This window comes from Cellulosimicrobium sp. PMB13, assembly GCF_051294865.1.
Taxonomy (GTDB): Bacteria; Actinomycetota; Actinomycetes; order Actinomycetales; family Cellulomonadaceae; genus Cellulosimicrobium.
In genome coordinates this window covers 3,952,703-3,967,248 of record NZ_CP145910.1, presented here as the reverse complement: position 1 = coordinate 3,967,248, position 14,546 = coordinate 3,952,703, and the positions used below count along the sequence as shown (strand labels likewise).

Annotated in this window: 9 protein-coding genes; 8 read left to right on the top strand and 1 reads right to left on the bottom strand. The window is 71.8% G+C overall.

Annotation, left to right across the window (positions count from 1 at the left end; genetic code table 11):
* Nucleotides 1-353: 353 nt before the first annotated feature.
* Entirely contained in the window at nucleotides 354-2,582 is a 2,229-nt protein-coding gene (glgB, locus tag V5D56_RS17740; RefSeq protein ID WP_435736593.1) for a 1,4-alpha-glucan branching protein GlgB, read from the bottom strand.
* Between the two features lie 89 nt (nucleotides 2,583-2,671).
* Between glgB and V5D56_RS17735 the strand changes: the two genes are divergently transcribed.
* The 8 genes from V5D56_RS17735 to V5D56_RS17700 all read left to right on the top strand — a co-directional run bounded on the left by V5D56_RS17735 (nucleotide 2,672) and on the right by V5D56_RS17700 (nucleotide 14,394).
* The gene (locus tag V5D56_RS17735) at nucleotides 2,672-3,688 is read left to right on the top strand and encodes a LacI family DNA-binding transcriptional regulator (RefSeq protein WP_435736592.1); all 1,017 of its coding nucleotides are present in this window, start codon (nucleotides 2,672-2,674) and stop codon (nucleotides 3,686-3,688) included.
* Between the two features lie 174 nt (nucleotides 3,689-3,862).
* Complete coding sequence (locus V5D56_RS17730; protein WP_435736591.1) at nucleotides 3,863-5,170, top strand: extracellular solute-binding protein; 1,308 nt, start codon at nucleotides 3,863-3,865, stop codon at nucleotides 5,168-5,170.
* Nucleotides 5,171-5,253: 83 nt separating this feature from the next.
* Complete coding sequence (locus V5D56_RS17725) at nucleotides 5,254-6,192, top strand: carbohydrate ABC transporter permease (protein WP_435736590.1); 939 nt, start codon at nucleotides 5,254-5,256, stop codon at nucleotides 6,190-6,192.
* Entirely contained in the window at nucleotides 6,189-7,109 is a 921-nt protein-coding gene (locus tag V5D56_RS17720) for a carbohydrate ABC transporter permease (protein ID WP_435736589.1), read from the top strand. The genes V5D56_RS17725 and V5D56_RS17720 overlap by 4 nt, the downstream gene beginning before the upstream one ends.
* A complete protein-coding gene (locus tag V5D56_RS17715; RefSeq protein WP_435736588.1) occupies nucleotides 7,106-9,649 on the top strand; it encodes a glycoside hydrolase family 2 protein in 2,544 nt (847 codons plus the stop codon). Before V5D56_RS17720 ends, V5D56_RS17715 begins: the two co-directional genes overlap by 4 nt.
* Nucleotides 9,646-10,914: an AGE family epimerase/isomerase gene (locus V5D56_RS17710; RefSeq protein ID WP_435736587.1), complete on the top strand. Its 1,269-nt coding sequence runs from the start codon at nucleotides 9,646-9,648 to the stop codon at nucleotides 10,912-10,914. Before V5D56_RS17715 ends, V5D56_RS17710 begins: the two co-directional genes overlap by 4 nt.
* Entirely contained in the window at nucleotides 10,911-12,818 is a 1,908-nt protein-coding gene (locus V5D56_RS17705; protein WP_435736586.1) for a PfkB family carbohydrate kinase, read from the top strand. The genes V5D56_RS17710 and V5D56_RS17705 overlap by 4 nt, the downstream gene beginning before the upstream one ends.
* A gap of 283 nt (nucleotides 12,819-13,101) precedes the next feature.
* A complete protein-coding gene (locus V5D56_RS17700) occupies nucleotides 13,102-14,394 on the top strand; it encodes a cellulase family glycosylhydrolase (RefSeq protein WP_435736585.1) in 1,293 nt (430 codons plus the stop codon).
* Nucleotides 14,395-14,546 lie beyond the last annotated feature (152 nt).

Sequence of the window (14,546 nt, the reverse complement as noted above, 5' to 3'; positions counted from 1 at the left end):
CGCTGCCCGACGGCGAACACCCGACCCCGGCGCCCGGCCCACCCCGGTGGACCGGGCGCCGTCGTGCCAGCACCGACCTGTCAGCACCCGGCGGACCCAGGGATCCGCCAGACGCTGACAACACCGCGACACCAAGTGCCGTGATGCGGGTGGTCGGCGTGGCCGGGCCCGGAACGTGAGGTGAGGCGACACGGGTGGGTGGGGAGGGGCGCCGGGTCGTGGTGGGTCTGGCGGGAGCCGCGAGGAACGAGCAGCGGATGGTAGACCCGGCGCCCCCACCCCACCCACCACCCCGAGTGACCACGGCTCTATCTCGCCGACCACGGCTCTATCTCGGCGGACCGTCGTCGGCGTCAGGCAGTTGGCACGAGGTACAGCGCACCGAGCGGTGGCACGCGCAGCAGGGCGGAGTGCGCACGGCCCTTCCACGGCACGGCCTCCGCCTCCACCGTGCCGAGGTTCCCGACGCCCGACCCGCCGTACACCTCGGCGTCCGTGTTGAGCACCTCGCGCCACGCACCTCCGGCGGGCAGCGCGACCCGGTAGCCCTCGTGCGGCGTCCCGGCGAAGTTCACGACGACGGCCACCTGACCGCCGTCGCGCCCGCGCCGCACGTACGCGAGCACGTTGTGCCCGGCGTCGTCGGCGTCGAGCCACTCGAACCCTGACGGGTCGTGGTCGAGCTCCCACAGCGCGGGCGTCGCCCGGTAGAGCGCGTTGAGGTCGCGCACGGCGCGCTGGACCCCGGCCCGGCCGGGGTCGGCGGCGAGGCCGTCCCAGTCGAGCGAGCGTCCTTCGTTCCACTCGGTGTGCTGGCCGATCTCGCTGCCCATGAAGAGCAGCTGCTTGCCGGGGTGCGACCACTGGTAGGCCAGAAAGGCGCGCACGCCCGCCCTCTTCTGCCAGTCGTCGCCGGGCATCTTGCCGTAGAGGGAGCCCTTGCCGTGCACGACCTCGTCGTGGCTGATCGGCAGCACGAACTGCTCGGAGTACGCGTAGACCATCGAGAACGTGATCTCGTGGTGGTGGTAGCGCCGGTTGATGGGCTCCTCGGCGACGTAGCGCAGGGAGTCGTTCATCCAGCCCATGTTCCACTTGAGCCCGAAGCCGAGGCCGCCCGCGGACGTGGGTCGCGTGACGCCCGGCCACGCCGTGGACTCCTCCGCGATCATCATGACGCCGGGGGTGCGCCGGTACGCGGTCGCGTTGGTCTCCTGGAGGAACGCGATGGCCTCGAGGTTCTCCCGGCCGCCGTGCACGTTGGGGTGCCACTGCCCGGGGCCGCGCGAGTAGTCGAGGTAGAGCATCGAGGCGACGGCGTCGACGCGCAGCGCGTCCACGTGGAACTCCTCGAACCAGTAGGTCGCGTTCGCGACGAGGAAGTTGCGCACCTCGTTGCGCCCGAAGTCGAACACGTACGTGCCCCAGTCGGGCTGCTCGCCGCGCAGGGGGTCCGCGTGCTCGTACAGCGGCGTGCCGTCGAAGCGGGCCAGCGCCCACTCGTCGCGCGGGAAGTGCGCGGGGACCCAGTCGACGATCACGCCGACGCCTGCGGCGTGCAGGCGGTCGACGAGGTACCGGAAGTCGTCGGGGTGACCGAAGCGGGACGTGGGCGCGTAGTAGCCGGTGACCTGGTAGCCCCACGATCCGCCGAACGGGTGCTCGGCGACGGGGAGGAGCTCGACGTGCGTGAAGCCCTGCTCGACGACGTAGCCGGTCAGCTGGTCCGCGAGGTCCCGGTACGACAGCCCCTGCCGCCACGAGCCGAGGTGGACCTCGTAGACGCTCAGCGGGCCGGCGTGCGGGTCGCGCGCCGACCGGTCGGCGAGCCACGCGTCGTCGGACCACGTGAAGGAGGACTCGACCACGACGCTCGCGGTGGCGGGCGGGACCTCCGTGCCCTTCGCGAGGGGGTCGGCCTTCTGCCGCCACGAGCCGTCCGGGCCGAGGATCTCGAACTTGTACCGGGCGCCTCCGCCCACCCCGGGGACGAAGAGCTCCCAGACGCCGGTCGAGCCGAGCGAGCGCATGGGGTGCGTGCCGCCCCAGCCGTTGAAGTCGCCGATCACGCGCACCGCGCGCGCGTTCGGCGCCCACACGGCGAACGCGGTGCCGGTCGTGGCGCCGAGGACGCTGGGGAACGACCGCACGTTCGCGCCGAGCGCCGTCCACAGCTGCTCGTGACGGCCCTCGCGGATCAGGTGCTGGTCCACCTCGCCGACGGTCGGCAGGAAGCGGTACGGGTCGTCCCCGGTCGTCGTCTGGTCGCCGTACCGGGCGCGGACCCGGTAGTCCGGCGCGTGGCGTGCGCCGTCGTCGTCCACGGGTACCGGCACGACGGCGGCCCACACCCCGTCCTGCTCGTGCACGGCCGCGTGCTCGCCGTCGAGCGTGACGACGACGACCTCGTCCGCGAGGGGGCGCAGCACGCGCACGACCGCGCGCGCGTCGTCGAGGTCGGGCGCGAGGTGGGGGCCGAGCACCGCGTGCGGGTCGAACGTCCGTCCGGACGCGGTCGCGGCGAGCGCCTCCGACGGTGCGACGACGGGAGGCGGGGTGGGGGAAGCGGCAGGCCCGGTCATGGCCCAACCTTTCCACGTCCCCGTTTCCCCCACATGACGGGCTCGCCGGGCGGGCCCAGTAGGCTCGCGGTCGAGTGGGAGGGAGTCTCGTGGCGAGGATCACGATCGCCGACATCGCGAAGCAGGCGGGGGTGTCGACGGGTGCGGTGTCGTACGCGCTGAACAATCGGCCGGGGGTCTCGGACGAGACGCGTGCGCGCGTCCTCGCGATCGCGGCGGAGCTGGGGTGGGCACCGAGCTCGGCGGCGCGCTCGTTGTCCGGGGCGAGGACGGAGACGGTCGGCCTCGTCCTGGCCCGTGAGGCGGACACGCTGGGCGTCGAGTCGTTCTACATGCAGTTCCTTGCCGGCATCGAGTCCGAACTGACGAAGCGGTCCTACGGGCTGCTGCTCCAGGTCGTCCCGGACACCGAGTCGGAGATGCGGACGTACCGCTCCTGGCGGGCCGCGCGCCGGGTCGACGGGGTCGTCGTGGTCGACCCCAAGGAGCACGACCCCCGTATCGAGCTCCTCTCGGCACCCGACGCGCTGCCCGCCGTGGTGGTGGGCGACCCGTCGCTCGCCGGGGGGTTGCCGTCGGTCTGGACGGACGACGCGGCGGCGATGCGCGAGTCGGTGCGGTACCTCGCGGCGGTCGGGCACCGCCGGATCGCGCGGGTGGCGGGAGTGAGCGGCTTCGGGCACACGATGATCCGTGACACGGCGTTCCGCGCCGAGGTCGAGGATCTGGGGATCGAGGGGACGATCTCGCGCACGGACTACACGGCGGTGCAGGGTGCGGGTGCGACGCGTGCACTCCTCACGCAGGCCGAGCGGCCGAGCGCGATCATCTACGACAACGACGTCATGGCGGTCGCGGGGCTGGGCGTGGCGAGCGAGGTCGGCGTCCGGGTGCCCGAGGACGTCTCGATCATCGCGTGGGACGACTCTCCGTTGTGCGAGGCCACCTTCCCCCGCCTGTCCGCGCTGAGCCACGACGTCACGCGGTACGGCGCGCACGTCGCGCGACGGCTCTTCGACCGCATGGACGGGGAGCTCGGGGGCAGCTTCCTCGACTCGGTCCCCGTCCTGCGAACGCGCGGGACGACGGCGCGCCGCGGCGCCTGAGCCGGACCGGTCCGGGGGCCGCCCTCGCCGGGAGCACGCTCTGGGTGTGATCTGATCGTGATCTTCCCTTCTGGACTTACGAAAACTTAAGCGCTTCACTAGTCATGTCGCACCCGGGAAGAGGGCCGGGCGCCCGCCCGTGCGACGTCAATGACGACAGAGGAGTGGACAACCATGGCAAGGAAGAAGATCGTCGCCGCTGTCGCGGTGACAGCGCTGACAGTGTCGCTGGCCGCGTGCTCGAGCGACTCCGACGGCGGCGAGGGTGCGGACGACGGCGAGGTCTCGGGCACCATCACGGTGCTGACCAACCGCACGGACATCGTCGACACGACGCTCGCGGACTACGCCGAGCAGTTCCAGGAGACCTACCCCGACGTCACCGTCGAGTTCGAGGCGATCACCGACTACGAGGGCGACGTCTCGATCCGCCTCAACACGCAGGACTACGGTGACGTGCTGCTCGTCCCGAACAGCGTGAACACGGACCAGCTCCCGCAGTTCTTCGAGCCGCTCGGCACGGTCGACGAGCTGGGGCAGAAGTACCGCTTCGTCAACGAGAAGGCCTACGACGGCGACGTCTACGGCATTGCCACCTTCGGCACCGCCATGGGCCTCGCGGTCAACACCGCGGTGTGGGCCGAGGCGGGCATCACGGAGCCGCCGACGAGCGAGGCGGAGTTCCTCGACGCGCTCGCCGCGATCTCCGAGAAGACCGAGGCGACGCCGTACTACACGAACTACGCGGACGGCTGGCCTCTCTCGCAGTGGCAGAACAGCCAGGGCAGCATCGCCGGGCCCGGCGCGGTCCAGGAGCGCGTCGCCTCCGACGCCCCGTGGACCGAGGGGGAGGAGCAGTACGCGATCGACTCCCTGCTCTACGAGATCGTGGCCGCCGGGTACTCGGAGGCCGACCCGACGACCACGAACTGGGAGGAGTCCAAGGTCCTCCTCGGCACCGGGAAGATCGCCTCGATGGCTCTCGGCTCCTGGTCCGTCCCGCAGATGCAGGCGGCCGCGACGGACGCCGGCGGCTCGGCGGACGACATCGACTTCTGGCCGCTGCCCTTCCAGCGTGAGGGGAAGTACTCGACCACCGTCTCGGGGGACTACAAGATCGGGATCTCGAAGCACTCGGAGAACAAGGCCGCGGCCCGCGCGTGGGTCGACTGGTTCCTCGACGAGTCCCTGTTCGCCGCCGAGCAGGGCGGGCTCTCGCCCCTCGTCGGGGCGGAGAACCCCGAGACGCTCGCGACGTTCGCAGAGCTGGGCGTCCAGCAGGTCGAGCTCGACCCGTCCCCCGCCGGCGAGGAGTCGTGGGACAACGACATCTCGAGCGAGTCGGAGATCGACCTCTGGGGCGACAAGTACCGCCGTTCGATGGTCGACGTCGCACGCGGTGCGGCGGACGGCGACAAGGCGTCGTTCTTCGCCGACCTCAACTCCCGCTGGGCGGAGGCCCGGGCCTCCGTCGTGGGCTGACCGGCCCTCGTCCAGCCGGTGCGGGGCGCGCGACGCGGCGACGTCGGGCGCCCCGCACCCCGCCACGCAGAAATGAGCACGTCATGACCGTCATGAGTCCGCCGACCACGCACCTCACCGGGGAGGGCCGGACGGGGAGAACCCGCGCCGGCGGCACCCGTCGGGGGTGGGGGATCACCCCGTGGCTGTTCCTCGTCGTACCCCTCGGCTTCCTCGTCCTCTTCACCTACGTCCCCGTCGCCAACATGGTGTGGTACAGCTTCACCTCCTGGGACGGTCTGGACGTCGTGAAGGAACCCGTCGGTCTCGACAACTACGTGAAGATCTTCACGGACCCGGAGATCTTCCGGGTGTTCCTCGTCAGCCTGTACTACCTCGTCGGGGCGTTCCTCCAGCTCGCGCTCGCGCTGTACTTCGCGACGGTGCTGAGCTTCAGCACGCGGTTCCGGAACTGGTTCAAGGGGATCCTGTTCTTCCCGTACCTGCTCAACGGCGTCGCGATCGGCCTCGTGTTCCTCTTCTTCTTCCGGCCGGGCGGCACGCTGGACGCGCTGCTCTCGCTCGTCGGTGTCGCTGAGCCCCCGCTGTGGCTCGGCGACCCGTCCCTCGTCAACTACTCGCTCGCGGCGACGTCGGTGTGGCGCTACATGGGCCTTAACTTCGTCCTCTTCCTCGGCGCGATCCAGTCGATCCCGGGAGAGCTCTACGAGGCCGCCGACCTCGACGGCGCGAGCTCGTGGCAGAAGTTCCGCTACATCATCCTTCCCGGGATCCGCAACATCGTCGGGCTCTCGCTCATCCTCGCCGTCTCCGGCGCGCTGTCGGTCTTCGAGATCCCGTTCATCATGACCGGCGGCGCCAACGGGTCGGAGACGTTCGTCATCCAGACGGTCGACACCGCGTTCCGCTTCTCGAAGGTCGGGCTCGCCTCGGCGATGGCGGTGGTCCTGCTGCTCGTCGTCCTCGTCATCAGCTGGGCGCAGCGCCGCATGTTCCCCGAGGGCAAGGGAGACCTCGCATGACCACCTCGACCACCCCGACCGCCGATCGCGAGGCCACCGCGGTGGAGCGTGCGCGCCGGGCCACCGTCCGGTGGTCACGGTCCGTGAGCCCGCTCCTCGGACCGTTGGCGAAGACCCTGAAGTACGTGAGCCTCGTCGTCGCCTCCGCCTGCGCGATCATCCCGATCGTGACCATCTTCATGGCGGCGTTCAAGTCGCGTGAGGAGTACGCGTCGACCGGGCCGCTCGACCCGCCGCGGAACTGGTTCAACCTCGAGAACTTCGGCGTCGCGTTCACGCAGGGCAAGATGATCGAGGGCTTCGTCAACACGACGGTCATCCTCGTCGTCGCGCTCGTCGGGACGATCCTCATCGGCACGATGACCGCTTACGCGGTCGACCGCTTCGACTTCCGCGGCAAGCGGCTCGTGATGCTGCTCTTCCTCCTCGCCACGCTGGTCCCCGCCGTCACCACGCAGGTCGCGACCTTCCAGATCGTCAACGGGCTCGGCCTGTTCAACACGCGCTGGGCCGCGATCGTGCTGTTCATGGGCACCGACATCATCGCGATCTACATCTTCCTGCAGTTCATGCGATCGATCCCGCGCTCGCTCGACGAGGCCGCGATGCTCGACGGCGCGAACCGCCTGACCATCTACGCGCGGATCATCTTCCCGTTGCTGCGCCCAGCCATCGCGACGGTGGTGATCATCAAGGGGATCGCCGTCTACAACGAGTTCTACATCCCGTTCCTCTACATGCCGTCGAGCAAGCTCGGCGTGATCTCGACCTCGCTGTTCCGGTTCAAGAGCCCCTTCGGCTCGCAGTGGGAGGTCATCGCGGCCGGCACGATCCTCGTGATCGTCCCGACGCTCGTCGCCTTCCTCCTTCTCCAACGACACATCTACAACGGTCTGACCGCAGGAGCCACCAAGTGACCATCACCGCGTCCCGTACCCTCGCGACGACCCACCGCGAGCTGCACGACGGATGGGCGGTGCGCTCCGTCGCGGGTCCGGTCCCGGCCGAGGTCGCCGCCGCAGGCCCCGTGCCCGCGACCGTGCCGGGCAGCGTGCACACCGACCTGCTCGCCGCCGGGCTGATCGTCGACCCGTACCTCGACGACCACGAGGCGCTCCTGGGCTGGATCGGCCGGAGCGACTGGGAGTACGCGACGACGTTCGGGTGGAGCCCTGACGGCCACGACCGTCACGACCTCGTCTTCGACGGTCTCGACACGGTCGCGGACGTCACGCTCAACGGCACGACCGTGGGCTCGACGGCGAACATGCACCGCTCGTACCGGTTCGACGTCCGTGAGCTGCTCGTCGACGGCGACAACGAGCTCGTCGTGCGCTTCGCCGCGCCGGTGCCGTACGCGGACCGGCAGAGCCTGCTGCTCGGCTACCGGCCTCAGGTCAACCACCACCCGTTCAACGCGATGCGCAAGATGGCGTGCAGCTTCGGGTGGGACTGGGGGCCGGACACCGCGACCTCGGGCATCTGGCGCCCCGTGCGTCTCGAGTCGTGGTCAGTCGCTCGTATCGCGCAGGCGCGCGTGCACGCGAGCGTCACCCCTCTCACCACGCTCGGCGAGGACGGGCAGGACGACAGGCAGGGTGGCTCCCCCGCGGGGCGGGTGGCCGTCCACGTCGAGCTCGATCGCGCGGTCCACGACGACGGCCTCGTCGTCACGGCGGCCGTCGCGGGGTCGCGCGTCGAGGTCGAGGTGCCGGCGAGTTCCGCGACGGCGGACGTCGTCGTCGAGGTGCCGCACGTCGACCTGTGGTGGCCGCGAGGCTACGGCGACCAGCCGCTCTACGACGTCGACGTGACCCTCCGCTCGGGCGACGGCGAGCTCGGTAGCCGGGCCTCGCGCGTCGGCTTCCGCACCGCCGCGCTCGAGCTGGAGCCGGACGACGACGGCACGTCGTTCCGCTTCGTCGTCAACGGGGTCCCCGTGTGGGTCAAGGGAGCGAACTGGATCCCCGACGACGCGTTCCCGCACCGTGTGACGCGCGAGCGGTATGCCGCCCGGATCGACCAGGCGGTCGCCGCGAACCTGAACCTGCTCCGCGTGTGGGGCGGCGGCATCTACGAGTCGGACGACTTCTACGACCTGTGCGACGAGCGCGGAGTCCTCACGTGGCAGGACTTCCTCTTCGCGTGCGCGGCGTACGCCGAGGAGGAGCCGCTGCGCTCGGAGGTGGAGGCGGAGGTGCGCGAGAACGTCTCCCGCCTGGGCCATCACGCGTCGCTCGTGCTGTGGAACGGGAGCAACGAGAACATCTGGGGCTTCCACGACTGGAGCTGGCAGAAGCGTCTCGACGGTCGCACGTGGGGGCTCGGGTACTACACGGAGCTGTTCCCGCAGGTCGTCGCGGAGCTCGACCCCGACTGCTCCTACACGCCCTCGAGCCCGTGGTCGGGCAGCCTCGACGTGCACCCGAACGCCCCTCGCCACGGCTCGATGCACGAGTGGGAGCTGTGGAACCGGCAGGACTGGCCGCACTATCGCGACACGGTGCCCCGGTTCATGGCCGAGTTCGGCTGGCAGGGGCCGCCCACGTGGTCGACGCTCACCCGGGCGGTCAGCGACGACCCGCTCACGCCCGAGTCGCCCGGGATGCTCGTGCACCAGAAGGCGATGCAGGGCAACGACAAGCTCACCGACGGGCTCGTCGCGCACGTGCCTCTGCCGGACGGGATGGAGGACTGGCACTGGGCGATGTCCTGGAACCAGGCGACCGCGGTGAGCACGGCGATCGAGCACTACCGCTCGTGGGGTCCTCGGTGCATGGGCGCCGTCGTGTGGCAGCTCAACGACTGCTGGCCCGTGACGTCGTGGGCCGCGGTCGACGGCGACGGTCACGCCAAGCCGCTCCTGCACGCGCTGCGGCACGCCTACGCCGACCGGCTCCTCACGGTGCAGCCCCGCGGCGAGCACGGTGAGCTGGTCGTGGCCGTCGTCAACGACACCGCCGAGCGGTGGCACGGGGATCTCGTGGTCCGCCGCGCCCGGTACGACGGCGTCGAGCGCGAGGTGACCACGATCGCCGTCGACGTCCCGGCCCGCACGACGACCACCGTCCCGGTGCCGCCCGAGGTGGCGGCCCCAGGGGACGCCACGTCCGAGCTCCTCGTCGCGTCCCTGGGGCACGAGAGCGCGACGTGGTTCTACGCGGAGCCGCGCGACAGCGCGCTGCGGGCCCCCGCCCTGCACGTCGAGGTGTCGTCGACGCCCGACGGGGCGCGTGTGCGCGTCACGACCGACACCCTCGTGCGTGGGCTGAGCCTCCTCGTCGACAAGGTGCACCCCGACGCGGAGGTCGACGAGATGCTCGTGGACCTCCTCGCGGGCGAGAGCGCCACGTTCCACGTCACCGCGCCGGTGCCGCTCGACCGGAGCGCGCTCGCGAGCCCGCGCGTGCTGCGGTGCGTGAACCAGATCGTGTCGCGGGGACGGGGGACGAGGTGACGGCGTCGACGCGCCACGTCGGGCGTGCCCGCGCCCTGGAATGGACCGACCGCGACACCCACGTCGCCTGGCTCGACGCGCACCTGCGCTCGCTGCTCGACTTCGGTCGGGCGGTCGTCGCCCCCGGGGGCGGGGCCGCGTACCTCGACACCACGGGACGGCCGGACCCGCGGTCCGGCGTCCGCACGTGGATCACGAGCCGTACCGTCCACGTGTACGCGCTCGGGACGATGCTCGGCGTGCCCGGGTGCCGCCGGATCGCCGAGGGTGCGCTGCGCGGTCTGCAGGGCCCGTTGCTGGACCGCGAGCACGGTGGGTGGTTCCACGGCCTCGACGCCGCCGGACGGCCCGAGGTCACCGTGGGCAAGTCGTGCTACGACCACGCGTTCGTCCTGCTCGCCGCGTCGAGCGCGAGCCTCGCGGGCCTGCCGGGCGCGCGGGACCTGCTCGACGAGGCGTGCCGTGTGTTCCTGGACCGCTTCTGGGACGACTCCGCCGGTCTCGCCGTCGACACGTGGGACGCGGCGTTCACGACGCTGGACCCGTACCGCGGCCTCAACGCCAACATGCACGCGGTCGAGGCGATGCTCGCCGTCGCCGACGCCACCGGAGACCCCGCGTGGCGCGACCGGGCGGAGCGTGTCACGCGCCTCGTCGTGCGCCTCGCCGCGGAGCACGACGGTCGCCTGCCTGAGCACTTCGACGCCTCCTGGGCGGCGGTGCCCGACCTCAACCGCGACCGTCCGGACGACCGGTTCAAGCCGTACGGCGCCACCGTGGGGCACGGTCTCGAGTGGTCGCGGCTCCTGCTCGCGACCGAGGCCGCGCTCGGGACCGTGGCACCAGCGGACCTGCGCCCGACGGCGGTCGTGCTGTTCGACCGGGCCGTCGCGGACGGGTGGGCGGTCGACGGGGCGGACGGCTTCGTGTACACGACCGACTGGTCCGGGAACCCGGTGGTGCGCGACCGCATGCACTGGGTCGTGGCCGAGGCGATCGCCGCGGCGGACGCCCTGCACCGCCGGACCGGTGACGCCGGCTACGCCGAGCGCTACGCACAGTGGTGGGACTACGCCGCCGCGCACGTGCACGACCCGGTGCACGGGTCGTGGCACCACCAGCTCGACCCCGCCAACGCACTCACCGACGGCGTGTGGCCCGGCAAGCCCGACCTCTACCACGCGGTCCAGGCAGCGCTCCTGCCCCGCGTGCCGCTCGCACCGACGATCGCACGTGCCGTGCGGGACGGGATGGTGACCTCGTGACGCAGTTCCTCGTGATCGGGGAGGCCCTCGTCGACGTCGTCCCTGCCTCGGACGGGACGACCCGTGACCTGCCGGGCGGGAGCCCGGCGAACGTCGCGCTCACCCTGGGCCGTCTGGGTCGCGACGCGGTCCTCGCGACGACGCTCGGCGCCGACGCGCGGGGGCGCGCGGTGCGCTCGTGGCTGGCCGAGAGCGGCGTGGAGGTCCGTGCCGTCGCGCCACCGGGCGGACGCACCTCCAGCGCGCACGTGACCCTCGACGCGCAGGGCGGTGCGACATACGCGTTCGACGTGTCCTGGGACCCCGGCGTGGTCGACGTCGGGGGTGCGGAGGTCGTGCACGTCGGGTCCGTCGCGACGGTCCTGCCGCCCGGTGCGGACCGCGTGCTCGACGCGGTGCGGCGCGCTCGCGGACGTGCGCTCGTCTCGCTCGACCCGAACGTGCGCCCCTCGCTCGTGGACGACCCGGCGGCGGCACGGACGCGCATCGCGGAGCTCGTAGCCCTCGCCGACGTCGTGAAGGTGAGCGACGAGGACCTCGCGTGGTACGCGCCGGGGGTGGACCCTTTGGAGACCGCCCGGACCTGGTCCTCGTGGGGTGCCGGGCTCGTCGTCGTCACCCGCGGGGCGGACGGAGCGACGCTCCTCCGCCACGACGGGGTCACCCTGGAGGCCCCGGGGCGTCGCGTGGAGGTCGTGGACACCGTCGGCGCCGGGGACACGTTCATGGGCGCACTGCTCGACGCGCTCGCGACACGTGGCGTCCACGGGGCCGGTGGTGCTCGCGCGCTGCGCGCCCTGTCCGACGCCGCGGTACGCACCGCGGCCCGCGCCGCGTCGGTCGCCGCGTCGGTGACGGTGACCCGTGCCGGGGCGAACCCCCCGACACGTGCAGAGCTCCGCGAGGCGCTGGGACCGGTACGTCCCGAGCCGTTCCCCGGGTCTCCGGTCACCGGTATGACGTGGGGGTGGACCGGTGTGCGCGGCACGTGGACAGGGCCCGCCGCCGAGCGTTCGATGGACGAGCTGAGCGGCCTCGGTGTCGACTGGGTCGCGGTGACCTTCTCCGCGAAGCAGGACACGCCGCAGTCGACGACCGTGCGGTTCGCGGACGCGCCCACCGTGACGGACGACGAGGTGCGCGCGGCGATCCGGGCGGCGAGGTCCCGGGGCTGGAACGTGTGCCTCAAGCCCGTCGTCGACTCGGCGGACGGCACGTGGCGCGCGTTCATCGGGTTCTTCGACGCCGACGTGCCGGGCGAGCCGACGTGGGACGAGTGGTTCGCGTCGTACACCGCGTTCGTGGTGCACCACGCCCGCATCGCGGCCGAGGAGGGCGTCGAGATGTTCTGCGTGGGGTGCGAGATGGTCCGCGCGGACGGGCGCGACGCGCAGTGGCGTGCGCTCGTCGCCGCGGTGCGGGAGGTCTACGACGGGCTCGTGACGTACAACTGCGACAAGTACCAGGAGGACCGCGTCACCTGGTGGGACGCGGTCGACGTCATCGGCAGCTCCGGCTACTACCCCGCGGGCACGTGGCAGCAGCACCTGGACCGCATCGAAGCCGTGGTGGAGCGCGAGGACAAGCCGTTCGTCTTCCTCGAGGCCGGGTGCCCGAGCCGCGTCGGGTCACCGGCGCGGCCGAACGACTGGTCCCTCGTCGGAGCACCGTCGGGGGAGGCGCAGGCGCAGTGGCTCGCCGAGATGTTCGAGGCCTGCGCGCGGCGCCCCTGGGTGTCGGGCTTCTTCCTCTGGGACTGGCCGTCGCCGCTGTACGCCGAGTCCGACGCCCCGACCGACGACGACTACTGCATGTACGGCAAGCCGGGTGCGGACGTCGTGCGGGCGTCCTACGAGGAGCTGCGCGCGAGGCCGCGGGACCGACCCCGCCGTACGGCGGGCTGAGCCGGTCCGGTGCCCGCGCGCACGGCCCGGGAGCGGTCCGGAGGACGGATCGCTCCCGGGGCCGCCGTGCGTCCCCGGGTCCGAGCCGGTGCCCGCGGCCGGTGCGGTGGCGGGAAAGTGGCCCTGGAATTCTGCGCGGCGGTGCACTAGCGTAGTGATGAAGCGCTTAAGCGCACTTCAGGCGGCTGCCGGGCGCAAGGCCCCGGCGGGGGGTTGGTTTCCGACGGCCCGACGACGACGTCCGCCGACGGATCGGGCGACGAGGCCCGACGGGAGGATTCTGATGAGACGACTGTTCGCCGCCGCCCTGGGGGCGGTGCTGGCCCTGGTCGCGGTACCGGTGCCCGCACAGGGTGCCGCCGACGACGGGTTCTCCGTCAGCGGCACGACCATCTACGACGCGAACGGCAACCCCTTCGTGCCCGTCGGCGTGAACCACGCGCACGCGTGGTACCCGACGCAGACGCAGTCCTTCGCGGACATCCGCGCCGCGGGCGCCAACACGGTGCGCGTCGTGCTCTCCGGCGGACGCTACGGGACGACGTCCGCGGCCGAGGTGAGCGCCGTCGTCGAGCGCTGCAAGCAGCACCGGCTCGTGTGCCTCCTCGAGAACCACGACACCACGGGGTACGGCGAGGACGGCAGCGCCCGGTCCCTCGCCGCAGCGGCCCAGTACTGGACGAGCGTCGCCTCGGCCCTGCGCGGCCAGGAGCGCTACGTGATGATCAACCTCGGCAACGAGCCGTTCGGCAACAGCGGGTACCAGGCCTGGGCGGGCGACACGATCGCGGCGATCCGGACCCTGCGTGCCGCCGGCCTCGAGCACACGCTCGTCGTGGACGCCCCGAACTGGGGCCAGGACTGGTCCTTCACGATGCGGGACAACGCTCCGGCGGTCGCCGCGGCGGACGACAACGTCGTGTTCAGCGTGCACATGTACGGGGTTTTCGACACCGGTGCCGAGGTCCGCGCGTACATCGACTCCTTCAGGAGCCGCGGGCTGCCGCTCATGGTGGGCGAGTTCGGCCACGACCACTCGGACGGCAACCCCGACGAGGCGACGATCATGAGCTACACACGCTCGCAGGGCGTCGGGATGCTGGGCTGGTCCTGGTCCGGTAACAGCGGCGGCGTCGAGTACCTCGACATGGTGAACGGCTTCTCGGCCGGGTCCCTCACCGCCTGGGGCCAGCGCTTCGTCAACGGGGCCGACGGCCTGCGGGCGCGCAACGCGCCCGTCGCCACGGTGTACGGCGACGGTGGCGACGGTGGCGACGGTGGCGACGGTGGCGACGGTGGCGACGGTGGCGGTGAGGAGGCCGGCACGGCGCCGAACGGGTATCCGTACTGCGTGGGCGCGTCGTCCGACCCCGACGGTGACGGGTGGGGCTGGGAGAACAGCGCGTCCTGCGTGGTGCGGGGTTCGGCGGCGGACACGGGGGTCGGGGGCGAGGCCGGCACGGCGCCGAACGGGTATCCGTACTGCGTGAGCGCGTCGTCCGACCCCGACGGTGACGGGTGGGGCTGGGAGAACAGCGCGTCCTGCGTGGTGCGCGGTTCTGCCGCCGACCGCTGACGCGCGGCGGCCGAGACGTGACGCCTCGCACGGCTCCTCCGCGCCGCGCCAGGACGAATGGCGGTATGAAGCGGTTCATCCCGCACGCTCCAGAATGCATTTCCTGAAAGCATTTCCTGTGATGGCAGTCCGAGGGTGCGACGCGCTCTCGG